Source organism: Chitinophaga fulva (assembly GCF_012927205.1).
GTDB lineage: Bacteria > Bacteroidota > Bacteroidia > Chitinophagales > Chitinophagaceae > Chitinophaga > Chitinophaga fulva.
The window spans coordinates 103,523-125,874 of the sequence record NZ_JABBGC010000004.1 but is presented as its reverse complement, the minus strand read 5'-3'; the positions used below and the strand labels follow the sequence as shown (position 1 = coordinate 125,874).

Here is a 22,352-nt window from a genome sequence, read left to right as displayed (position 1 = left end):
GCACATCGTGTTTGAGTACAGTTAATAGGTAATGGTAGTGATGCCGGAGGTCATCCCTTTAGCGGTAGCAGCTACTACTGCCGTGCCGCCGTGATGGTTGGTACGCAGGAAAATACAGCCTTGCCCGTTAGCCAGCTGTACTTTGCGGGAGCCACTGGCTGTACCCTGATCGATGATCAGCTGACCATCTCCTGCCTGTGAGAAAGTGATCTCGTTGGCCGCATCGAGGCACAGCACACCTTTTTCATCAACGGCTTTTACGCACACCTTACGGAGATCGTTGCCGGTAAAGGATTTATCCTCTTCCAGTATCAGTCTTACAGGTTTGGACCACGCAGCAGTCTGGTATTGCCAGTTGAGTTCATCAGTAACGCTTTCTTTACCCTGACGGGCCACCACTTTTACCTGGTTGTCGCCGGTTTGTAATGGCACCAGCCAGCGCAGGCCTGCAGCGGGAAAATCCTGGCTGCTGCGTTTTTTAACGCCAACGCTTTGACCATTTACAAACAGCTCTGCTTCGGTGCAATTGGAATACACACGTATCTCTTTGGCTTCTCCTTCTCTGCCCCAGCGTACAGGCCAACCGTGGCCGTAGATGTGTGCCATGGGTGTTTTGGTCCAGTACGATTGGAACACGTAGTATATTTCCTTAGGGGTGAGGTCACGGGCCACAATGCCTTTCTGATTAACATAAGGCACAGGGTTTTCCGGCCGCAGTGGTGTGGAAAAATCTTTAAATACCCAGTATGCCGTGCCGGTCAGTTGAGGCATGGTCTCCTGTTCTTTCAGGTGCCAATCCACGAGATTTACCGCATAGGACTCAGACCAGTCGCCATCTTTAGATGCTCTGGCATTACCGCCGGTGAGCGCAAAATCACCGGTGCGTTCATCAGCGCCTTTGCCGGTAGCAATTTGTTTGATGAACTGCTCCGGTTCTTCCGCAAAGCGGCCCTGATGACTATCGGCGCCCCATTCAGCGTGGAAGAAGCGGGGTACGCGGGCAATTTCTTTCAGGCTTTCGGATTTGTATTCCGTATAGCGGCCGCGGTACCAGCCGGCCCAGATGGAGGGCGAGTATACGTCCACGATATCTTTACAGAAGTCGCAGCGCCGGATGGTGGTTTTGCGGGTGCTATCCTGCTGATGCGCCCTGACATTCAGTTCCGACATGAACGCACGGATTTTTTCTTTGTCGAATTCAGGGAAATCGCCGGGCCAGTCGTTTTCATTGCCCAGTCCCCAGAGGATGACCGCCGGGTGGTTACGATGCTGGCTGATCATATTGGTGAGCATCCTGCGTGCCTGCTCTTTGTAGACATCGCCGCCAAGGCCGCCTCTGCACCAGGGAATTTCCTCCCATACGAGGATACCGAGGCTGTCACATAGTTGCAATACAATCCGGGATTGCTGATAGTGCCCAAGGCGGATGAAATTGGCGCCCATGTTTTTAATGAGCAGCATTTCTTTCCGTATCATGTCTTCTGTCATGGCCGCCGCAACGCCGGCATGGTCTTCATGGCGGTGTGTACCTTGCAGGAGCAGCCGTTTACCGTTGAGCAGGAAAGGGCCCTGTATCACAAATTCAAAGTGGCGGAAGCCGGTATGATCTCTCCATTCGGTGGTGCCCGCAGCGGACGTGAGGCGGGCTTCCACTGTGTACAGGCGCGGCTGGTCAGGTGACCATAACACGGGCTTTTTCAGGGAGATGCCTGCCAGTTGTTGTTCACCGGATGATATATCAATGTCCTGGCGGATTTCTTTTACGACTTTATTTTGCGGATCGAGTATCCGTAATTCCAGCGCGCCGCGGCTGATATGGCCGGGATTACGGAATGCCGCGCTGATAGTCAATGTACCGTTGCTGCCGGCGGCGTCTGTAACGGCCTGTATATGCAATGTTTCAAAGGATAACGCCGGCGCATATACGAGATTAACGTATCGGTATAAGCCACCGTATACATTAAAGTCTGACATGTCTGAAGGGATCATTTCCAGATCGCGGGTGTTGTCGCAACGGATAGATACTGGTACTTTTCCTTTAAACCGTTTGGCTTCCGGTGATTGCAGGAACTGCCGTACCGCTTCGGTGATATCAGCAGTCCATTCATCGTAGCCGCCAGTATGAGTGGCTACTTTGGTAGTGTATATGTATACCGCTGTTTTTTGTCCGGCGCCTTCAAAATGCAGCAAGGTACGGCCGTCGGTATAGGGATTTTTAACATCCAGCAGGGAGCGGTACCAGCCGGGGCCTTCATAGTAGTTTTCTTCCGGGCTTACGGCGTCGGCAGCGTTGAAGCAGTGTGGAAGGGTTACCGGTTGCCACAGGGGCACTGACTCCGGGCTACCGTCTGCAACGGGCCTTACAGCTTCCCAGATACCACCAAGGTCTCCCCGGAGATATTCCCAGTGTTGGGTAAGGCGGGTTGATTGTTGCGCCTGACAAAAATAACTGCCGGACAACAGACACCATAACATCCACCAAAATCCTGTTCTTTTCATATACGTTGTTGGTCAAAATTGTTGGTCAAAAGAAACGCCGCTACCGCCATTGCCATGGCAGTTCATTGTATCACGGTGTTCCCAAAGCGATCCTGAATCTGGTTGTTGACGCTATTTCCCGGCTGCTGTTTTTTTTCTCATAACGTGTTTTTGCAGCTGGCCTAAAATAGAATAGTGAAAGTTATGCAAACGGTTGCATAACTTTCACTATTATTTTGTCTTTTATCGGTATTTTTTTAAACCGTGATGGCCATGGTTACTGCTGATTCGCCTGATGGGCGGAGATCGAAGCAGGGACAAATGGAGACCGCACTCGGAAACCCCAACCGGGCACCCGCATGGAAACCGGAACACTGTCTAAACATAGCCGGACGGTGTCTGCTCACCAACCTTTTAAATCCGTTATACATGATTTTTCATGGCCGTCCATTGGTGCAAAAGTTATCCTGTCGGCGTAAGCGCTTACAGGCTCTCCGTTTTGTCACGTGGTTGACACATGTCTTTCATTGAAAAGGATTAGGTTACCGGTATGGGCTGCATGCATTTGGCCAGCATACCAGGGTTGGCATTAACATCGGTTTCCATTGAGGGCTTCAGGCACAGGCGCTAGTACTTACATCAGTTGTACTTTCATGGCACAGGTCAGCATTAACCGAAAAAGTTCACACCAGCCGTTCTTTCATGGCTTTCACAATGGCATTGGAACGGGAATTCACGTCAAGTTTACGGTAAATGTTCATGATATGCGAGCGGACTGTTCCCACACTGATGTGACAGTGTTCGGCAATCTGCTTATAGGTATCACCATTGACCAGGCAACGCAGGATTTCCTTTTCACGGGGTGATAATCCATAGGGATCATGAGTATTTCCGCGTTCTTTCCGGAAAAACGCCAATACCTTGTTCACTGCCACCATATTAGATTGCAGGGCTGTTTCGTAGACTTGTGAAATGAATTCCGTCAATGACACGGGCGGTATGTGGTCCACCGCCAGCCCTTCCTCCCGGACAGGCATCTCGATCAGGGATTTATCCTTCTCATTTAAAGTCAGCAAAATCACATTTATGTCGGGATACGCAGCTTTTACAATACTGGCAGCCTCAATCGCAGTCAATCCAGGTATCTCTATATCCATAAAAACAAGGTTACAGATATCTTTAGCTAATTGTTGTAACATGTTCGTTGATTCGCTATGCAATGCCGCCACTTCATAAACCTCCCCTTCTCCTAAATGACCAGCATTTATAGGCCCCACTTTTTTCATATTATTCCTTTTGGGTTATGTATATTTCGTATGAAAATCTTCCATTTTTTATCGTAAGTCTGGAAGCTGGTATGGTTGAATATTTTGCATAATGGAAAGTTCACACGGTTTCCATACCCCAAACAAATTTGAAACAATTACGATCAGTAGTCAATCGGATACGTATATGGTTTTTCAATAAATATTAATATACAATTTGTTCAATATTAGAATAAAAACTAACAACTAACGTGGTTTAAATCAACAAACTAAGGATTAACTGAATTACAATCTACTAGTTATCAGCTTTTTGAAAGCCTGCTATTTTTGCAATTCTAACAAATTATATTTAATCATATATATTATATTTTAACCATTTCTGCGCGTTTTTCTACTTCCTTATTTATTTTTTCAAATTTGGTTTTCCGGTATGGGTTGATGTACACCCGGGAAAACATAGGGCTTTTGTATGCTTCTCCATTGCTGCTGTTCCATAACTGGTTGATGAACTTCCTGACAACCTTACAATGTTGAGTACCTTTTACTTCATCGGCCCCGGCTGCCGACTGATGGTTTATCCGGGGAAAATATGGTTTTAATGGTTTTAGTGTTCCGCCGCTGCTTATCCCGGTACCCGGTATATACGTTCCCGTTACTAACGGACATACTCCTGATCACCTGTTGTACACAGCTGGCTGGTAATACGGATATGGTTGTTCCATTGCTGTATTGGTGACATTGGGATGCTCCAGGGTTTCCGGCATCCTGAAGCTGATTAAGACGTCGGTTGTGTCAAAGATATGCGCTTAATCTCAACTAATAGCTTCATTCCGAATGTTTAACAAAAAGAAATGGTACGATAAAAATAACACCTTTTCTCACAAAAAGAAGTCTTTTTTCTGATAGCCGAAAAAACGCAAAAAGCGGAAGGCTTATTAAAACCCTCCGCTTTTGCGTTTTCATACTCATTGCATATTGATGCGGACCTATTCCAGTATCAGCTCTATTACCGGAATTTCCACGTCCGGCTTGCGCACCGGCACATCTATGGCCAATGCGCCTTTATCCGTCTCTTTCATTTTCAGTTCAGATCCATCGTGCAGGAACTGCGCATATTTTACTTTGCCCTTCAGCCCTGGCAGCTCTATGCGCTGCAACGGATAATCGAGCAAATGCACATACAGTCTTTTTGTGTCAGGATTGTAGGTAAGCAGGGTATTATCCGGCCGTTGAATACCGGCAGGCGCCTCTGTACAGCCATAAATAGAACGGCCGTTGACTTTCATCCAGTCCCCCATGCCTTGTAACCGCTCCTGTGCACGGGTATCGAACAGCCCGCGCGAAGTAGGCCCCACATTGAGCAACAGGTTGCCGCCCTTGCTGACAGATTCTATCAGCAACACCAGCAGCTGCTTATTGTCTTTCCAGGAAGTCTCATCACGGTAGTATCCCCAGGAACCGGAGAAAGTCTGACAGGTTTCCCAGTGTATCCGCTTGCCATTACGGGTAGGCCACTCTGATACCTTGTATTGTTCCGGCGTCACAAAATCACCACCATCATCATATTCGCCAAGGTCCAGCCGGTCGTTGATGATGATGCCTGGCTGCAGCTTGCGTACCATTTTGATCAGTTCCAACGAATTCCAGTCGTTATGGTCTTTACCATTCGCGCCCGGATAAGAGAAATCCGTCCACAGGATATCAATCTTTCCATAATTGGTCATCAGCTCCCGCACCTGGTTATACAGGTAAGTACGGTACTTTTCCATGTCACGGCCTTTATTGAGCCTTTCGTATTCCTTCGGATCACTGACACGCTGCGGATGCACCCTGTCAATGGTAAAGTCAGGATGATGCCAGTCAATCAGCGAATAATAAAACCCTACCTTCAGTCCTTCCGCCCTGAAAGCATCCACCCATTCCTTGATCAGGTCCTTTTTGATAGCGGTCTTCGTGGCTTTATAATCGGTGTATTTGGAGTCGAAGAGACAGAAACCTTCATGATGTTTGGTGGTGATCACAGCATACTTCATACCCGCCGCTTTGGCCATGCGGGCCCATTCACGCGGGTTATAAAGATCAGGATCAAAGTTGTCGAAATACTTCTGATAAGCGCTGTCTGTCATGCGCTCGTAGTTTTTGATCCACTCATGGCGGGCAGGCAGGGAGTATAAGCCCCAGTGGATAAACATGCCGAAGCGGTCGTGCAGCCACCAGGAAAGACGCTTTTCCGTTTGCTCCGGCGTTTCGTTGAAGATCTTCTTCTGTTGCGCCTGCACCTGTATTTGCAGGCAACACAGCAGTGTAATAACGGCGAATGTCAGTTTCTTCATAAATCGTAATTAAAAATTTTTCATTGTTGATGTTTACTCTGCTACCAACCAGGTATACCCGGATGCCGGAATGGTCACTTTCACATGAGCGGTATACTGGCGGTCAAGGCTATACGTTTTCAGCGCCCCTTCTTTCTCTCTTATTTTCACGGTTTGGGTAAGCCCCGTATAATACAGCGGCAGCGCCACTTCCCGGGTGATAGGCGCTGTTGTGGGATTATACAGCATCACCATCGCTTTCTGCGGCAGCGTGGAACTGATATGCATGATACCATCCCAGTCCCGGCCATCAGGGCGGCGCAGATGCATCACATCGGTATTGAGGATATCGCGGTACTTTTTATACCAGCTTACTACCTGTTGTACCAGTTGACGCGTAGCATCGGTATCATACAACCGCGGGCCGCGGTAGCATGCCTGTACACCGGCGCCATAGTATTGCATCATCAGCTGATCATAGGTATCGAGGTGGTCTTTAAGCGGCTCCAGCGTGGCAGCAGCGCCGCCGCCATGATATTCGCTCAGCGGCACAAAACCCCAGCCCATGGAAGGCGTTTTCTCCCAGGTACCATCAAAAATATTCTGCCGGTTGAGAATCAGCTGTTCTGCTCTTGGCAGAGAGAAATTCCCTTCCCGGTAACCCAAACTGATTTTGTTGGTGCCGTCCATGAAATACCAGTCAGGTGCGTTGATATATACCCCTTGGGCGTTCAGGAAACGATACAGTCCTTTTTGCAGCTGCATTTGTTTCCACTGGGAATCGTCTTTACCACTATGCCCGGGGTGGGTGGTGGAAGCGCAGACATCGCCGGGATAAGGCCCGTCATTTTCAAAGATGTCGAAGCCGGTAGCGGTAATAAAATGTTTCAGTTTATCGAGATATCCGAGGCCCCATTTACTGCCCAGACAAGGAGCGTTGCCGAAGAAAGCGCCGCCGGGCTTACCGGTAGCAGGATTGATCACATCATCTTCATCACTGATACGCCTGCTCGAAAACAGGGAATAACCACCCAGCATCACTTTTTTGCTATGGGCGTAATCAGCCAATGCCTTGTATTTCGCGATATTGGCGGCACTGGTGTCTTCCATGTTGAGGCCGCTGCCGAAGCTCAGGATCACGCCTTCGTAACCGGTAGCCGCACATTGATCGATGATATTTTTCACCTTCACGGGGTCGGTGCTGACCAGGTGCATGAAGATGGGATTCTCCGTGGTCCATGGCGCCAGTACGCGGTACATGCGGCGTTGGGCCAGCCCGTTACGTTCACGGTCATAACCGTCGAGCAACAGTTCGTAAGTACGGATGGATTCAAAACGTTCGCCCGCCGCCATCACAACACCTACGGGCACTTTGGGATGTACTTCCAGCAAACAGGGCGTCAGCCGGTCATAATTCACCTGTGAGGTGTAGGTGCTGTCTGTTTTCCAGTGGGTGGTCTGATCGCTGAGCCTGGCCGTCATGGAGTTGTTGAACGCGTAATTGCTTTCCACATAAATACCATGCGGTGTCTTTATCTTATCCGGGCTGCCCACCACGGTGGATTCTTCTTCCGGCGTTGCCAGTATTTCATTTACTACCTGGTCCAGATTTAACGTTTGCCCGGTACCATTAGTCACCTCCAGCCACTTGGCCAGCAGCGGAATACCGTCAAAAACTTCGTAGTGCACCTTTACGGTAACGCCCTGCAATTCGGGTGCCTGCGCCTTATAGGTAAAGATCACAGCTTTACCGGTAGCCTGCCGGGGATTGGAACACCAGCGGTTGGCTTTCCAGTTGAGCACAGGTTGAAGGTCAGTAATCTGGTGGCCGGTATATACAAAATCATGGGCGCCAGCCTGCAGGTTGTCCAGCCAGTCGGGCAACAGATAAGCATGCTGGCGCTGACCGGTGGCGCCACCTACCTGGTAAGCGCGGCCATTGATAAAGAGGCGGGCTTCCGGTTTTACGGCACGCAGCAACTGTTCTCCGCTCACCAGGTTACGGAAGTCAGTACAAATAACGTTGGGGGCAGTACGAAAACTGCGGCTCAGCAAACCATTACTGAGCACAATTTCTTTTCCCTTTTCTGTGGCAGTGGCCGTAAACCCTTTCGGGTCAATCAGCCAGTCGCGGGCCGGCATCTTTGTCTGAGCCGTTGCCAGCGTGGCATACAAGCCTGCTGTCAATAGCAGGGGTGTCATTTTTTTCATTGGTCACTATAAATTTAGCAGTCCTTATTTCACCGGTTGCAGGATAACCTTACGCAACCGGAACAATTCCTTTTGATTGCCTGACACGGGTTTGACGGTCAGGTTGTTTATCCCGGGCTTATCCACGTGCAGGATACCGATAGCATGCCGGATAAATATCATGGGCCTATGACTATCGAACTGACCGGTAAATAGTGTCAGGAAGGGCAGTTGTTGCCCGTTGAGGGTTACAACGCCCTGCTGTGAAGCGCTGGATTGTTCACAGGCATAATCCAGCATGATCTTATAATCTCCTGCGTCCTGTACATCCAGTGGGAACACCAATGCATCTTCCGGTGTCGTCATATCATACGCGAGGTTATCATGTTTCCAGTCGCCGAAATAATGCGACCATGTAAACAGTTTGTTTTTGGCAGCGCCGTTATAGATGGCCCATACGGTGGGTATTTCCGCCTGCGGATATTGGCTGCTGACTGTTTGCGTACGCAGTTGTGAGCGATCGGACTGGTTGCCGCTGTATTCCATCACCAATACCGTATTACGTGTATCCGGCAGCGTTACAGGCAGTTGTACGGTGGTTTCTCCCGGCTGCTGTTTGAAGGTGAGTGTTGCACCCGTGCCCAGTATTTTAACGGATTTAACCTGTGCATCTACACCGGGAATCCGCAGCTGGCGGTCGGCCGGCATCTCCCATACATGAAGGAACAGTCTGCCGGGCTTGCTGGTAGTAACGCCCCATGGCTGTGCGGGAATGAGCCCATAGGTAGTACCATAGATACTTTCACCATATTGCTTTAACCATTTACCGGTAGCTTTCAGATAATCGATGGAATACTGTGGCCATTTACCGTCACCGTCCGGCCCTACGTTGAGCATCAGGTTACCACCTTTGGAAGCCACGTTGGAAAGGAGTTGTATAATTTCTTTGGGAGATTTAAAATTGAGATCATGCTGAATATATCCCCAGGAATCGTTGTGGGTATAGATAGATTCCCATGCGCCTGTGATGGGCACCGGGGGTACTTCAGAATCGCCGAAATCGCGGTAATCGCCGAGACCGTGGCCCACCCTGCTGCTGAACAGACAGTTGGGCTGTAGCAGGCGCAGGCTGTCAATCATCTGTTTGGTCTGTTCCGGCGTGAGGCCTCCCGGCATATCGAACCACACCAGTCCCAGCTGACCGTAATTGGTGAGCAGTTCTTTCAGCTGCGGGATAGATTTGGTACGGTAATACTGCTGGTAATCTTTATCTTTTGTTTTAAAGTCCCAGCTATTGCCGCCGCCGTTTGGTTCATGCCAGTCGAGGAACTGGGAGTAATAAAAGCCAAACTGAATTCCTTTATCGCGACAGGCTTTGGAGAGGGCCTTCATGGGGTCTTTACCATACGGTGACGCATCTACGATATCGAAGTCTGTCACCTTGGAATCGTACATACTAAATCCTTCGTGGTGTTTGGCGGTGATGACCATGTATTTCACGCCGGCTTCCCGGGCGGTATTGGCCCATTCTTCCGCGTTAAATCCTTGTGGGTTGAAGGTTTTAGCAACCTCTGCATATTCTTTTGCCGGTGCTTTTGCCCGGTTCATGATCCATTCGCCGCTGCCGTAGTAACTGCTGTCTTTCCAGCGGCCGCCGAGTTTGGAGTACAGTCCCCAGTGGATAAAGAGGCCGAATTTGGCTCCGGTGAACCATTTCAGGCCCGGGTGGGCAGTGTTGTTACCGCCTGATTTGGTCCACATATCAGGCATGTCCTGAGCAAAAAGGGCAGGATACAAACATACCGTCCATAACAACAGTACAAGTCGTTTCATAACGCTGGATTTTTTTATAGCACCGGTCAAAAAATATACATAAGCAGCGGCATCTGCAAGCGGCTGGAAAATGCTATCAGGGAAAGGGAAAATGGTACAAGAAAAGATAGCATTCAAGGCTATACGTTTACGTTAACGAATGGTTAACCAATTTTACAAAATGTAATTTCTATCTTCGATAACAGAAGTTATGCACATGCATCCTGCATGATAACTTTCCAACATTAGCATTCATCTTATTCAACATATTACTAGGCTTCAATTTTGATTATCAACATCTGTCAGTAGCTTATCTTTCTGCAGATGACATGTGAATGTTTTTAAAGCCCTTGCTGCATTGTCACAGCAAGGGTATTTTTTTGTGGTGATAACTACCTCTTTCCCTTTGTTTTATGGAGATGATTTCCTTTCACCTTCTTCGTTTTAGGCAGATGACTACTTTCTGTTTATTACAGCCCTCCTTCCTTTGTTTTAAGAAGACGATATTCTTTTGCTGATACAGTATCGCAGTAATCAGATCTTTTGTTATGCTACCGCTCCCCTCTTTTCTTTGTTTTAGGGAGATCACGTCCTGGTGCTGACACGATACCGCAGTAATTAAACCTTACACCTGTTTCGTTGCTATCTGCCTTTCTTTGTTCTATGGAGATGACAGCCTGGTGCTTGTTGCTCTTCTTCTTCGTTTTAGGTAGATGCGCCTTGTTATTACTCCCCTTCCATTGTTTATGAAGACGGTACTATTTTACTGAGGTATTATCGCAGCAACCAGACCTCGTGCTGTTTTGCTGCTACCCGCTTTGCTTTACGAAGCTGACATCATTTTGCTGAGATGTTGTCACAATAAGTAAATCCAGTGTTATGCCCATCATTTAAACGCTTCTCTGGCGCTGGCCGTTGTACTCCTTCAATATGTTCATTCCCCGGCGGGTTCCTTCATTGGGATATCTTTTTCGGATTTTCAAATGCGATATTACCGCAGTACGTGCAATGAATTCCAGGAATCCTAAAGGCTTTTCCCGGCCCGTTGTATGTTTTGTGTAGTCAACAAAGGCGGTCAGCGCTTTTGGAGATCATTTATGCAACAACTACAAGCTATTTACGCCTGAGAGCCTTATTCGGGCCCGAACTGCCAAATGACCGCAATCCGGTCTATTGACAAATTCCGTGTACATCACTGCATAGAGGAGCGTCAAACAGCTTATCGATAACGTCTTCCTGAAACCAGCCCACTCAACAACGGCGACAACCCTCTGTTGGCAAGTTCCGTGTGCATAGCTATACAGCTGAGCGCCAAGGGGTTTATCAATAGCCTCTCAGACCACCCAACAACGGTCATCGCTCACCGTTAACAAATTCTCTGTGCATAATTGCATGGAGGAGCGTTAAGGAGTTTATTGATAGCACCTCCCCGAAACCGGACCACCCGAAACAGTCACTCCGTGTGCGCGTGCCCGTATGATGAGCGCCAATGGCCCACAGGCAATCGTTTCCCGGCAAACCGACCATCCTATGATCGTCACTCCCGGCTGGTGAACGCATTCCGGAGATGCGTGCCCGTATGGCGTATGTCAGTAGCCCACAGACCAACCTTTCAGGGTATTTCCGGTAACCGGGCGGCAGCGGGCGCCCGGCCGCAGGGCATTTGCCGCTGTTCCTCCGATACGGGGAAAAACAAATTCCTGTCAGGCTTTGCTTTCAGGAGAGGTGACAGAGGGATGTGGATAACGTTTGTGGATAAACCGGCAATTTCACGTCAGCAGATAGTCAACCTACAATACCTTCATCAATACAGACAAGGGACATATCGGTTATCAACATCAATGTGGATATCGTGTGTGGATACCTGTTAATAAGTGTGGATAAATACCAAAAACTCAACAACCCTTACCCACAAAGGGTTTCAGTCAATGCCAACAGCATTTCCATTTGTTAATCCGGGGACGTTTAGATTCTATTAACTAAATCAGTGAGGATTGCCAGTAATATTACGGTACTAACACTGCGTTATGAAAAATAGTAACAAATGAAATGCATACATCTAACAAATATCTCAGCTAAACCCCAATCGGCTTGTCCAGGCCAGTTGGATTTTTCTAATCAATGGTTGACTAATTTTAATATGCTGATTAAACCAACGCTTTTCCAAAGCCTGATTTAATCAACAGACAACAGTACCCCTGTGGTATAAACTACGGGGGTTCATCGTAATGGGTTGCTTAACGGTTATTTTTCCAGCTCTATCTGCTTAGTTGCTTAACGGTTATCTTCTTTACTCTTTCTTTACTCTTTCTTTACTCTTTCTTTACTCTTTCTTTACTCTTTCTTTACTCTTTCTTTACTCTTTCTTTACTCTTTCCAACCCTTTTCTGTTTTTCTCCTGTTCTCTCCTTTCTGCGTACCACCCTGATTTCCCCTGCTATTGTTGCAAAAACATCCCTTTTATCCTGATATACAGTCATTTTTCATCCCTGACACGTAATTACAAACATTGAAAACAGCCTTTATAGTGAATAAATATTCACTTATATTTGTATAGTGAAATTGAAAGACGATAAGAAGTATGCCCGTATTTTCAGGGCCGTGCTGAAGCTGGTAGCCAAAAAAGGACTGGCAGGCATGACCATGGGGGATATCTCTAAAGAAGCGGGTATTGCCACCGGCACCTTGTACGTGTATTTCGACAACAAAGATGCGCTGATCAACGCGCTTTTTGCTGCCTGCCGCGAGAACTCCGTTGCGGTGTCCTTCCGGGGGTATGATGCGCAACAACCGTTCAAACCCGGCTTCCGGAATATCTGGATGAACATACTCCGCTACCGGTTGCAGAATTTTGAAGAGTTCATTTTCCTGGAGCAGTGTTACCACTCTCCCTACATTACCGCAGCCACACGGGAAAAAGCAAGACAACTAGCTGAACCGTTTTATGCGCTGATAGCGAGGGGACAGGCGGAACAACTGATTAAAAATGTGGAAAAGGACCTGTTGATTACCTTTATCATCGGCTCCATGAACGAGCTGGTGAAACAAACCCACTACAGCGGCACCACTCTTACAAAAGCCCGGACCAGTATTACATTCGACCTCTGTTGGGATGCTATCAAAGCCTGACGGAAACTATAAATGAATAATTATTCACACATAAATACACCGCATATGGCAGAAATTCTGATCGCAGTCGACCTGAGTCCATTCTCCGAACAGGTGATCAACGCAGGCGTTGAGCTGGCTGAAAAAATGCACGCTTCCGTTACGCTGTTCACCGTGATCGAAATCGGCATAGGCCTCGGCCTGCCGGAAGCTGGTCCCGTATTTACCGATGACATACAAGGCAGGATTAAAGAAGCAGAAGACATTCTTCAGACTTACAAAGACAAATACCCGGCTGCCAATATCAACATCCGTGTAACGACCGGCAATCCAAAAAATGAAACACTTGATGAGGCCCACAATGGGGAAACGGCCATACTGGTAGTAGGCACCCATGGACGCACCGGCCTCAACCACATGCTGGTAGGCAGCACGGCGGAATACATTATCCGTCACGCTCGTATACCCGTACTCGTGATCCCCTACAACAAAGAAGAACACTAGGCAACAAACACTCAACAATTATAAGACAACAGCAAACGGCCCTGCCTGTTGCAGATATCCCGGCTCCTGCCGGGATATTTTTTTTATGGCAACCTAACGGGAAAGCGTATATTTATATTGAATTAGTTACTGCAAATTCCGTACATCCGCCCCACTGCACAGCCCCAAATCCGGGCCCTATACCGCTTTGTTTCCATTATCCACTCACCCCTTAATTTCCTTGTGCATGAAAAAGAACTACACAACTCTTCGCCTGGCAGCGCTGTTGCTATTACTGTTAGCGTCCCAGGCAGTATGGGCGCAGCTCAAAATCGGTGATAATCCGGCTACCATCAACAAAGCTTCCATCCTCGAACTGGAAAGCCTACGCCAGGGTTTGCTCCTCCCCAGAATTCCGGACACCACCCTGGCACCGCTCACCACCGCCCCCGATGGGATGATCATCTACTTCACCGGCACCCAAAGCCTGATGGTGCGCCGCGGCGGATACTGGGCCAAACTGGCCGACAGCCTCGCTGTTTCAGGCAGCAGCTGGCAACTCAAAGGCAACGCCGGTACTACTTCGGCCAATTATATCGGTACCTCCGATAATCAGCCCCTATCTATCAGGACAAACGGCACCGAAGCCATCAGCATCGCTGCCAATCAGAACGTAGCCCTCAAACAGGTGCCCACCAGCACTTCGCTGATCAGCGTGCTCGTCATCGATCCGGCTACAGGCACCGTCAATCAACGTAACCTCTCGGCCGCCGCATTTAATGATGCGATCCGTACACTTAATGGCGTAGCTAAACAGGGATTTACCATCAAAGCAGATACTGCCAATGCGGCTTATGGCGTTACCACCACCGCGGCTGATAGTACCATCACCATGAACGTTCCTATCGTGAACGGCACTACGCAGAAAACCGGTCTGCTGACCTACGCCGACTGGGCGAGCTTCAGCAGCAAACAACGGGCTATCACTGTTGGCGCCTTTGTGAACACTCCTACTAACGCCAACGGCCTCACGCTGGACCCCGCTACGGGCACCCTGCAAATGGTGGCCGCTGACGCGACCAATCCGGGTGGCGTGTCTGTAACCAACCAAACCTTCGCCGGCGTAAAAACATTCCGCGACAGCGCCAGCATGGCTGGCAGCCTCGGCGTAACCGGCACGGCAACGGTGGGTAGCGGCCTCCGTATCACCGGCGGCGGCGCTAATATCACCGGAAACGTAACACTTGCCACAGCACCGCCCAATGTAAGCACCGCCACGACCAGTGTGCTTTTCCGCAATCCCACCACCGGCGCCATTGAAAACAGGCTGGTAGACTCCACTGCTTTCTCCGCAGGCATCCGGCAGATCAACGGTCAAACCGGCCCGGCCATCTCTTTCCTCACCGGTAAAAATGGTACTGATGTCAATATCGATAGTACGTCCGTCACCAACCGGATTACCATCAATGTACCTGATGCGAGCACTACTGCACGAGGTGTGGTCAACGATTCCACGCAGACCTTTGCGGGCAACAAAACCCTGCGTGATTCCCTCGCCGTAGGCAAAGGCGCTAACATTGGCAGCGCCGCCAGCGCCAATTCCACACTGCAGGTAAGCGGATCTATGTCCATGAACATCCGGTCTGTCAACAGCTCCGGCAGTCTCACCGAAACAGACAACACCGTATTGGTAAACGCCTCCTCCGGCTCCGTTACCATCACGCTCCCTCCTGGCACCAACATCGTTGGCCGTGTGTACACCATCAAAAAAACCGGCGGCAGCATCGATAACAGCGTGGTAATCCAACCATCCAGCGGACAAATAGAAGGCGGCAGCAATTACACCATCTATAACAATTACACCTATGTAACCATTCAAACAGACGGCACCAACTGGTGGGTCATCAAGAAATAGACAACGATACATTACTGGTGCTAAACTGTTATTATGCTGAAATACATATTGCATGGCTGCGCGCTCACCTGCGCGCTGTTGCTGCTGTGGCAGGGGCTGCAGGCGCAACAGCTGCTGTTGAGCGATACCGTCTCAGCCACCACCAAATCAGCATTGCTGGAAATCAGGGCGAAGTCCCAGGGCCTGTTGCTACCCCGCATACAGGACACCACCGTGACGCCGCTCTCGGCTTCCCCCGATGGCATGCTGATCTACTATATCCCTGCCAGCAGCGTGATGGTACGTCGCAACGGCGGCTGGTCGCGGCTGGCCGATAGTATAGCCGTCACCGGTAGTAACTGGAAACTGACCGGCAATGCCGGCACTGACACCATTACGAAATTCATTGGCACCACCGATGCCACAGGCCTGGTATTCCGGACCAACAATACAAAACGGATCACCATCTCGTCTACCGGCAATGTTGGTATTGGCACCCCCTCGCCTACCGCCGTGTTACACGTGACCAGCGGTGTTGCCAACACCTCGGGCGTATTGCTGCAAAACCTTACCAGCGCCTCACCCGTGACGACCAGTGCTGCCGGTATCGGCGTGGATGCTTCCGGCAATGTGGTACGCACGGCCACCGCTCCGTTGTTTTACAACAAAAGTTCATCTTCCCCGCTGACCAATACCATGAAAATATGGTCAGACACACTGTACAACATAGGCGGGGGTTCGATCGCAGCAAACATCTCCACTGCCGGTTTCACCAATATCCTGAGCATTCAGGTTACTGGTCTGGGCGGCACCGGCAACGGCGTCTCAGATGCGCCCATTCCCATCGTGACCAGCTATACGCTGACTACCGTCAACATAGTCATCGTCCGCGGCACCACGGTAGTGTTGGCAGCAAACAGCCTGGCGCAAGACACTGATAAAACACATAAAGTCTTTCTCACGGTCATCGGCTATTAGCCGGCCTAAAAAAACTTTTATCCGGTACCTGCTGTACATATCGCTCCTTTTACTGCTTCCCGCCACCATGGCGGGACAGGTAGCTACATGGCTGCATCCCAATGCACGGATCGGTATCTTCAGCACAGATACCATCAGCATCTTCGGGGATATGGTCAATGAAGGCGATATTCTCTCCACAACCGGCTCCGTGGTAAATTTCTATGGGTTGCGCTGGCGTAACAGCAACAACGCCGCTATCCATGATGAAAGCAGTGACGGCTTCAGCGCTGCCGGCGGGCTATTCCGCTTCGCCCAGCCTGATCCGGCGCTGTACCAGCATATCACCGGCGGCTTTAGCGCCGTCATGAATACGGGCGCCAGTTTTCCCAATGTCAGCGTGGAAACCTCTCCGGGTGTGATACTCGACGATCTCAGCGATATGAAAGTGGTAAATGTGCTGGATATACGAAAAGGGCATCTTTTCCTCAACGGCTGGAACCTCGTGGTAGGACACCATACCCCGGGAGATATCCGGCATTATTCCCCGCAGCGCTTTATTGTCACCGGGGGCGGTTTCCTGTACCGTAAACAGATCGGTACTTCCGATGGTACTGTTGTATTTCCTGTCGGTACCCAACCCTCCTCCTTTACACCGGCGGCTATTGCCAACAAAGGCGCAACAGCAGATTTTCGTGTAGGCGTTACTGATAGTTCGTTCTTGGACCTTACTACCGGCCGTAACTTATTGCTGACGAGCGTCAACAAAACCTGGCAGATTGATGTATCTCAACCGGACGCGGCTATCAGCCTTTGGCTGGTACACGGTTTGGGTGATGAAGGCCCTGTATATGAAGCCAACCGTAACACCAGTTACCTGGCCCGTTACCTTCCCTCCGGCTGGGATGTGGCAGCGCAACGGGCCGCGCCGGTATCGCCGAGTATCTTTTCCACCACCGGGCCAGACAACCAGGCAGCCTATGGCGTCAGGACATTTCAACATCTGGCGACAGCCAATTATTTCACCAGCTTGGTGGCAGAAACAGTCAACAGCCCTGAAAGGACCACCCTGCAATATTTTGAAGCCACCCGCAGCAGCAATACCGACAGCGTGCTACTACGCTGGATTACAGGCCGCGAATATTTCTGCGCCGGCTTCACCGTTGAACGTAAATATGCCGGCACCGCTGACTTCGACTCCATCGGGTTCGTCAAGAGCAGTGCGCCGGGCGGTATCAGCTATTTCCCCATCGGCTATGCCGGCACTGATTATCAACCCAATGATCAATTTATTTTCTACCGGCTAAAAGTCATCATGACTGATGGCAGTTTCTTCTACGGGCCTATCCGTCTCGTAAAAGGTAAAAATACCAAAGGCGATATCACTGTTTGGCCCAATCCTGTCCGTGGCCGGGTTGTCCATATCTATTACGGCGCCGGTATTCATGTGAAAGCCATCGCCCTGCTGGATGTCCCCGGCAGGCGTATCCTTACGCAGGAATACCAGCAGCCGCTGCCTACCCGCAATTATTATGAGCTGGATTTCCCATCTTATCTTGCCAGAGGTATCTACTTCTTACAATTCCTGGATGAAAATGGGCAGACTATACATACCGAAAAAATCGTATTAATGGAATAACGCAGATATTAAAATACGCTTAAACTCTTTACTACGCAGATTTTACACCAACGGGAGGGTTAACTTTGTGGGTTGACAACAAAATCACGTATTACCATTTACCATGCCTTTTGAAAAAAAGATCCTGTCTGCAGCTTTTCTGCGTAAGCTCCACTGGAAGGAGATGTTAGCCTTATTGTTTATTCTGTTAGCAATTTATTTTTTCCGTTCCCAACGTCACGAACTAAAGTCACTGGTGCCTGCTATTGAAAAGGCCGACCGTGTGTGGGTGATGATTGGCATTGGCGTCACAGCCATCTACATTTTATTGCAGGCGCTCATGTACGTCTTCAGTTTCCGCGCTGTTGGTTCCAGGCTGAATACTTATCTGGGCACCGAACTATTTCTGAAACGGAACCTGTTATCTGTCTTCCTGCCTGCCGGTGGTATCAGTTCGCTGGCCTATGTGCCGCAAAGCTTGCGGCGGACACAGTTGCACAAACAACAGATACATCAGGCTTCCGGCATCTATGGTTTTATCGGCATTCTGTCGGTTTTCCTGGTAGGCATCCCGGTGGTGCTGTACGCCATGTTGCATACCGGCAGTATGAAAGACGCCGGCTGGGGCCTCGCTGCCATCTGTGTATTGCTGGCGGTAGTGGTATGGCTGGTCCGGTCCATGCAAACCAAGGGCAAAGCCTATCAGCTGCTTATACAGTACTTTCCGGCCACTGCGCACAAAGTGGACGAAATGTTCACCTTTCAGTTGTCGTTGCCGTCTTTCACCTATACAGTGCTGGCTTCGGTACTGATAGAAGTGGCCGGCGTGGCACATCTCTATCTCAGTATGTTGGCCACCGGCGTAACACCTTCGCTGGAAGCGGCCTGCGTGGGCTATATCGTAGCCACCATCTTCCTGATCATCTCTCCTTTCCTGCGTGGATTGGGGGCCATTGAGCTTTCGCTGGCTTACCTGCTCAGCAATTACGGCTACAGCACCCTGGAGGCGTTGGAGATAACCTTGTTATTCCGTTTGTTTGAATTCTGGCTGCCGCTGGCCGCCGGCATGGTGGCCTTTGCACTGAAAGGTCGTGATCTGGTGCTGCGCCTGCTGCCTCCCATCCTGATTTTCCTGCTGGGAATGGTCAACATATTCTCCGTACTGACGCCACCGTTAGCCTACCGTATGCACCTGCTGCGGGCTTATATCCCCGGTACCTCCATCCATGCCTCCAATCTGCTGGTGGTATTCTCCGGGCTTATCCTGTTGGTAACGGCCACTTTTCTTTTCAGAGGGCTGCGCAGCGCGTGGATTGTAGCGCTATCCGTATCATTGATATCCGTATTTGGCCACATCGGTAAAGCGCTGGATTATGAAGAGGCCAGCCTCGCGCTGGTGACCAGTTTCCTGCTGTTGGTCACTGCCCGGCAATACCGTGTGAAAAGCAATCCGCAACTGGTGAACATCGGGGTAGTCACGGCAGTGGCGACTTTCCTGCTGGTATTATTTTTTGGCACCATCGGTTTTTATTTTCTGAACGTACGACACTTTGGGATTGACTTCACCTGGCAACAGTCATTGCGCCATGCATTCCACTGCTTTATGCTGCTGGAAGATGATGGTTTGCAGCCCATAACACGGTTTGCGCGCGAGTTTATGTCGGCTATCCGGGTACTGGGCGCCAGCTCATGGGCTTTCCTCTTTTATACGATCATCAGGCCCTACCTGCATGTATCGAAGCATAACAACACCACGCTGGAGAAAGCGCGGTTTTACCTGAGTCAGTATGGTGATTCACCTATGGACTACTTTAAGGTAGGAGAAGATAAGATCCTGTATGTATCTGATCAGTACGAAGGTTTTATCGCTTACCGGGTGGCCAGTAGTTTTGCCATTGTGCTGGAAGAACCGGTTTGCAGCGAAGACAATAAACTGCTGCTGTTAGAGGAGTTTGAACAACAATGTAAGAAGATGGGCCTGCGGCCTGCTTTTTACCGGGTAGATGAAGACAGCACCTACTATTTCAGTCAGCTGAAAAAGAAGAAGATGTTGATTGGGCAGGAAGCCATTATGGATATCCGTGACTTTACGTTGAGTGGCAAGGATAAAAAATCCCTGCGTAATGCGCTCAACAGCCTGGCTAATAAGGGTTATGTAACCCAAATGCATACAGCGCCCCAGTCTTCTGCCATGTTATCCGCACTGAAAGTGGTCAGCGACGAGTGGCTACAGCAATATGAAGTCAAAGAGATGACTTTTTCACAGGGGCTTTTCGATGCCGGAGCCATGCGGGACCAGGACGTGATCACCGTTACCGATGCAGACGGCAACATTGCCGCCTTCCTCAATATCATCCCGGATTATGCGCCCGGCGAGTGTACCTATGACCTGATCCGCAAGCGGACCAATGCGCCCGGCGGCGTGATGGATGCGCTGATCATTGCATTGATACAGGACGCACAGGCCAAAGGCCTGCAGTTCCTCAATCTGGGCATGGTACCGATGTCCGGTATCAGCCAACCCGAGAACACCGCCGAAAAGATGGTAAAATATGCCTATGAGAAACTTCGCTTCTTCCGGCATTATCAGGGGTTGCGGGAGTTCAAGGACAAATATGCCACGATGTGGACCAACAAGTACCTCATTTACGAACACGATTTTGATTTGATCCAGCTACCGGCCGCCCTGAGCAAGGTGATGCAGCCCTGAGTACGGAACAGATTTTGATTTGGAGGAAGGAGATATCTTTGTATATGCTAACCAGAGATTTATTACAGACAGGCAGGTGGTGGCTGATAGGATTATTACTATGTTCCGCTTTACAGTTGCCTGCACAGACCAATGTGAACAAATTGCCCGTACAGGTGAAAGCCCCTGCTGCCGGCAGTACTGCGCCGCTTATTCTCTACATTACCGGAGATGGCGGCATGAAGAAGTTTTCCGCCAACATGATTGATGCATTTCAGCAGCACAACTATCCGGTGGTGGCGTTGAATGCCCTTAAATATTTCTGGAATAAAAAAACCCCTCAACAGGCGGCCACCGATGTAGCAGAATTGATCCGGTATTACCAGTCGGCCTGGAGCAGCAATCACGGGGTGATACTGATTGGGTATTCCCTGGGCGCCGATGTGTTGCCTTTCATCTACAACCAGCTGCCGGAGAATATTTCCTCACAGGTTACGCAGGTTGTTTTTTTATCTCCTTCCCGTTTTACAGATATGGAGGTGCACATTTCCGATATGCTGGGCCGGTCGTCCAGCAAGGGGATGAATGTCACCGCAGAAATGAACCGTATTACCGACAAGCCTGTTTTGCTGGTATTTGGGGCCGGAGAGAAGGATTTTAACCTTTCAGATCTTACCATAGCACATTACCGGAAGCTGGTGTTGCCTGGCGGGCATGCCTATGATGAGGATGCCAATGGCGTGGCAGGCAAGATACTGTCAGCCATCCGATAACCCAGTCAGCTACAATTTTTCCGGAGTATGGGGCATGAGGAGGTTAGCCGGATGAATCATTGTTTATCATCCGGCACCCTGCTGCCACAGGGAAATTATCATGATGGTCTGATCAGCTTTCCGTTACCTTCCCGGCCATCGCAGCAGTGAGGGATGAAAGCGCCTGTTGGCCGACAGGAATTCTGACATTCCCGATCATGAGATGATCTTCTCCCAGCTGGGTAATATGGCGGTAAGACACTACGAACCATTGATGTACACGCAGGAATGCTGACATGGGGAGCTGGGACATGATCCAATCGAGCGTTTCCATGGTAGCGAGGCGTTTTTCCTGCAGGTGTAGCAGGATGTGGTCGTTCATCACTTCGAGGTATTGCAGCTCATCATACGGTATCTTTTCATGCTGGTCACCGCAGCGGAGCGTAAAATAATTACGGGACATAAGATTTGTTTTGGTAGCGATTGCGATAAGATTGTTGGTGAATATAAGAAAGAAGCAGGTGACTGGAGAGAAACCTGCGTGTAATCTAAAATCTAATCTAAACCGCGTTATAAAAAAGTCTTTTATATAGGACCCTGGTTTGAGCCGGTTGAGGAGCAAACGGGGTTATAATTCATCTTGGTAAATATGAGGGGAATAAAGCAGGAATTTGTTAACCACTTGTAAATATTTTAAGCTTAATAAAAAAATGGACAGGACAGGAATGTGGTCCTGTTGGCTGTCCATTTTTCAGAATGTAACAAAAGATTCGGACTGGCAGGTGGTAGTACCT

13 protein-coding genes are annotated in these 22,352 nt (G+C 49.5%); 7 read left to right on the top strand and 6 right to left on the bottom strand.

Translation table 11 applies throughout. The features are described 5' to 3' along the window. Positions 1–21: 21 nt before the first annotated feature. From HHL17_RS28825 to HHL17_RS28805, 5 genes are all read right to left on the bottom strand, one after another. Positions 22–2,499 (bottom strand): glycoside hydrolase family 2 TIM barrel-domain containing protein, encoded by a 2,478-nt coding sequence (locus tag HHL17_RS28825; protein ID WP_169228324.1) that lies wholly within the window; start codon positions 2,497–2,499, stop codon positions 22–24. A 662-nt stretch (positions 2,500–3,161) separates the two neighbouring features. Continuing rightward, positions 3,162–3,677: a response regulator transcription factor gene (locus HHL17_RS28820; protein WP_206156216.1), complete on the bottom strand. Its 516-nt coding sequence runs from the start codon at positions 3,675–3,677 to the stop codon at positions 3,162–3,164. Between the two features lie 1,052 nt (positions 3,678–4,729). Continuing rightward, positions 4,730–6,076 (bottom strand): alpha-L-fucosidase, encoded by a 1,347-nt coding sequence (locus HHL17_RS28815; protein WP_169228322.1) that lies wholly within the window; start codon positions 6,074–6,076, stop codon positions 4,730–4,732. A gap of 33 nt (positions 6,077–6,109) precedes the next feature. Then, on the bottom strand, positions 6,110–8,266 hold the full coding sequence (locus tag HHL17_RS28810; RefSeq protein WP_169228321.1) for an alpha-galactosidase: 2,157 nt from the start codon (positions 8,264–8,266) through the stop codon (positions 6,110–6,112). Between the two features lie 24 nt (positions 8,267–8,290). Next, on the bottom strand, positions 8,291–10,078 hold the full coding sequence (locus tag HHL17_RS28805) for an alpha-L-fucosidase (RefSeq protein ID WP_169228320.1): 1,788 nt from the start codon (positions 10,076–10,078) through the stop codon (positions 8,291–8,293). Positions 10,079–12,613: 2,535 nt separating this feature from the next. On the opposite strand from HHL17_RS28805, the gene HHL17_RS28800 reads away from it, so the two are divergent. The 7 genes from HHL17_RS28800 to HHL17_RS28770 all read left to right on the top strand — a co-directional run bounded on the left by HHL17_RS28800 (position 12,614) and on the right by HHL17_RS28770 (position 21,579). After that, positions 12,614–13,186: a TetR/AcrR family transcriptional regulator gene (locus tag HHL17_RS28800; protein WP_169228319.1), complete on the top strand. Its 573-nt coding sequence runs from the start codon at positions 12,614–12,616 to the stop codon at positions 13,184–13,186. A gap of 45 nt (positions 13,187–13,231) precedes the next feature. Then, positions 13,232–13,669, top strand: a complete 438-nt coding sequence (locus HHL17_RS28795; RefSeq protein ID WP_169228318.1) for a universal stress protein — start codon at positions 13,232–13,234, stop codon at positions 13,667–13,669. 226 nt (positions 13,670–13,895) lie between these two features. Next, the gene (locus tag HHL17_RS28790; protein WP_169228317.1) at positions 13,896–15,563 is read left to right on the top strand and encodes an autotransporter outer membrane beta-barrel domain-containing protein; all 1,668 of its coding nucleotides are present in this window, start codon (positions 13,896–13,898) and stop codon (positions 15,561–15,563) included. 33 nt (positions 15,564–15,596) lie between these two features. After that, the gene (locus HHL17_RS28785; protein WP_169228316.1) at positions 15,597–16,520 is read left to right on the top strand and encodes a hypothetical protein; all 924 of its coding nucleotides are present in this window, start codon (positions 15,597–15,599) and stop codon (positions 16,518–16,520) included. A gap of 67 nt (positions 16,521–16,587) precedes the next feature. Further along, positions 16,588–18,138, top strand: a complete 1,551-nt coding sequence (locus HHL17_RS28780) for a T9SS type A sorting domain-containing protein (RefSeq protein WP_169228315.1) — start codon at positions 16,588–16,590, stop codon at positions 18,136–18,138. 103 nt (positions 18,139–18,241) lie between these two features. Continuing rightward, the gene (locus HHL17_RS28775) at positions 18,242–20,827 is read left to right on the top strand and encodes a phosphatidylglycerol lysyltransferase domain-containing protein (protein ID WP_169228314.1); all 2,586 of its coding nucleotides are present in this window, start codon (positions 18,242–18,244) and stop codon (positions 20,825–20,827) included. Between the two features lie 44 nt (positions 20,828–20,871). Next, positions 20,872–21,579, top strand: a complete 708-nt coding sequence (locus HHL17_RS28770; protein ID WP_169228313.1) for an AcvB/VirJ family lysyl-phosphatidylglycerol hydrolase — start codon at positions 20,872–20,874, stop codon at positions 21,577–21,579. 112 nt (positions 21,580–21,691) lie between these two features. On the opposite strand, the gene HHL17_RS28765 is transcribed toward HHL17_RS28770, so the two are convergent. After that, positions 21,692–22,021, bottom strand: coding sequence for a LytTR family DNA-binding domain-containing protein (locus tag HHL17_RS28765; RefSeq protein WP_169228312.1), 330 nt, complete (start codon positions 22,019–22,021; stop codon positions 21,692–21,694). Positions 22,022–22,352: the final 331 nt, after the last annotated feature.

Bases quoted from the DNA above. Each gene is read 5' to 3' on its own strand.
- HHL17_RS28825 (WP_169228324.1), bottom strand. From the start codon at position 2,499: ATGAAAAGAACAGGATTTTGGTGGATGTTATGGTGTCTGTTGTCCGGC.
- HHL17_RS28820 (WP_206156216.1), bottom strand. From the start codon at position 3,677: ATGTTACAACAATTAGCTAAAGATATCTGTAACCTTGTTTTTATGGAT.
- HHL17_RS28815 (WP_169228322.1), bottom strand. From the start codon at position 6,076: ATGAAGAAACTGACATTCGCCGTTATTACACTGCTGTGTTGCCTGCAA.
- HHL17_RS28810 (WP_169228321.1), bottom strand. From the start codon at position 8,266: ATGAAAAAAATGACACCCCTGCTATTGACAGCAGGCTTGTATGCCACG.
- HHL17_RS28805 (WP_169228320.1), bottom strand. From the start codon at position 10,078: ATGAAACGACTTGTACTGTTGTTATGGACGGTATGTTTGTATCCTGCC.
- HHL17_RS28795 (WP_169228318.1), top strand. From the start codon at position 13,232: ATGGCAGAAATTCTGATCGCAGTCGACCTGAGTCCATTCTCCGAACAG.
- HHL17_RS28790 (WP_169228317.1), top strand. From the start codon at position 13,896: ATGAAAAAGAACTACACAACTCTTCGCCTGGCAGCGCTGTTGCTATTA.
- HHL17_RS28785 (WP_169228316.1), top strand. From the start codon at position 15,597: ATGCTGAAATACATATTGCATGGCTGCGCGCTCACCTGCGCGCTGTTG.
- HHL17_RS28780 (WP_169228315.1), top strand. From the start codon at position 16,588: ATGGCGGGACAGGTAGCTACATGGCTGCATCCCAATGCACGGATCGGT.
- HHL17_RS28775 (WP_169228314.1), top strand. From the start codon at position 18,242: ATGCCTTTTGAAAAAAAGATCCTGTCTGCAGCTTTTCTGCGTAAGCTC.
- HHL17_RS28770 (WP_169228313.1), top strand. From the start codon at position 20,872: ATGCTAACCAGAGATTTATTACAGACAGGCAGGTGGTGGCTGATAGGA.
- HHL17_RS28765 (WP_169228312.1), bottom strand. From the start codon at position 22,021: ATGTCCCGTAATTATTTTACGCTCCGCTGCGGTGACCAGCATGAAAAG.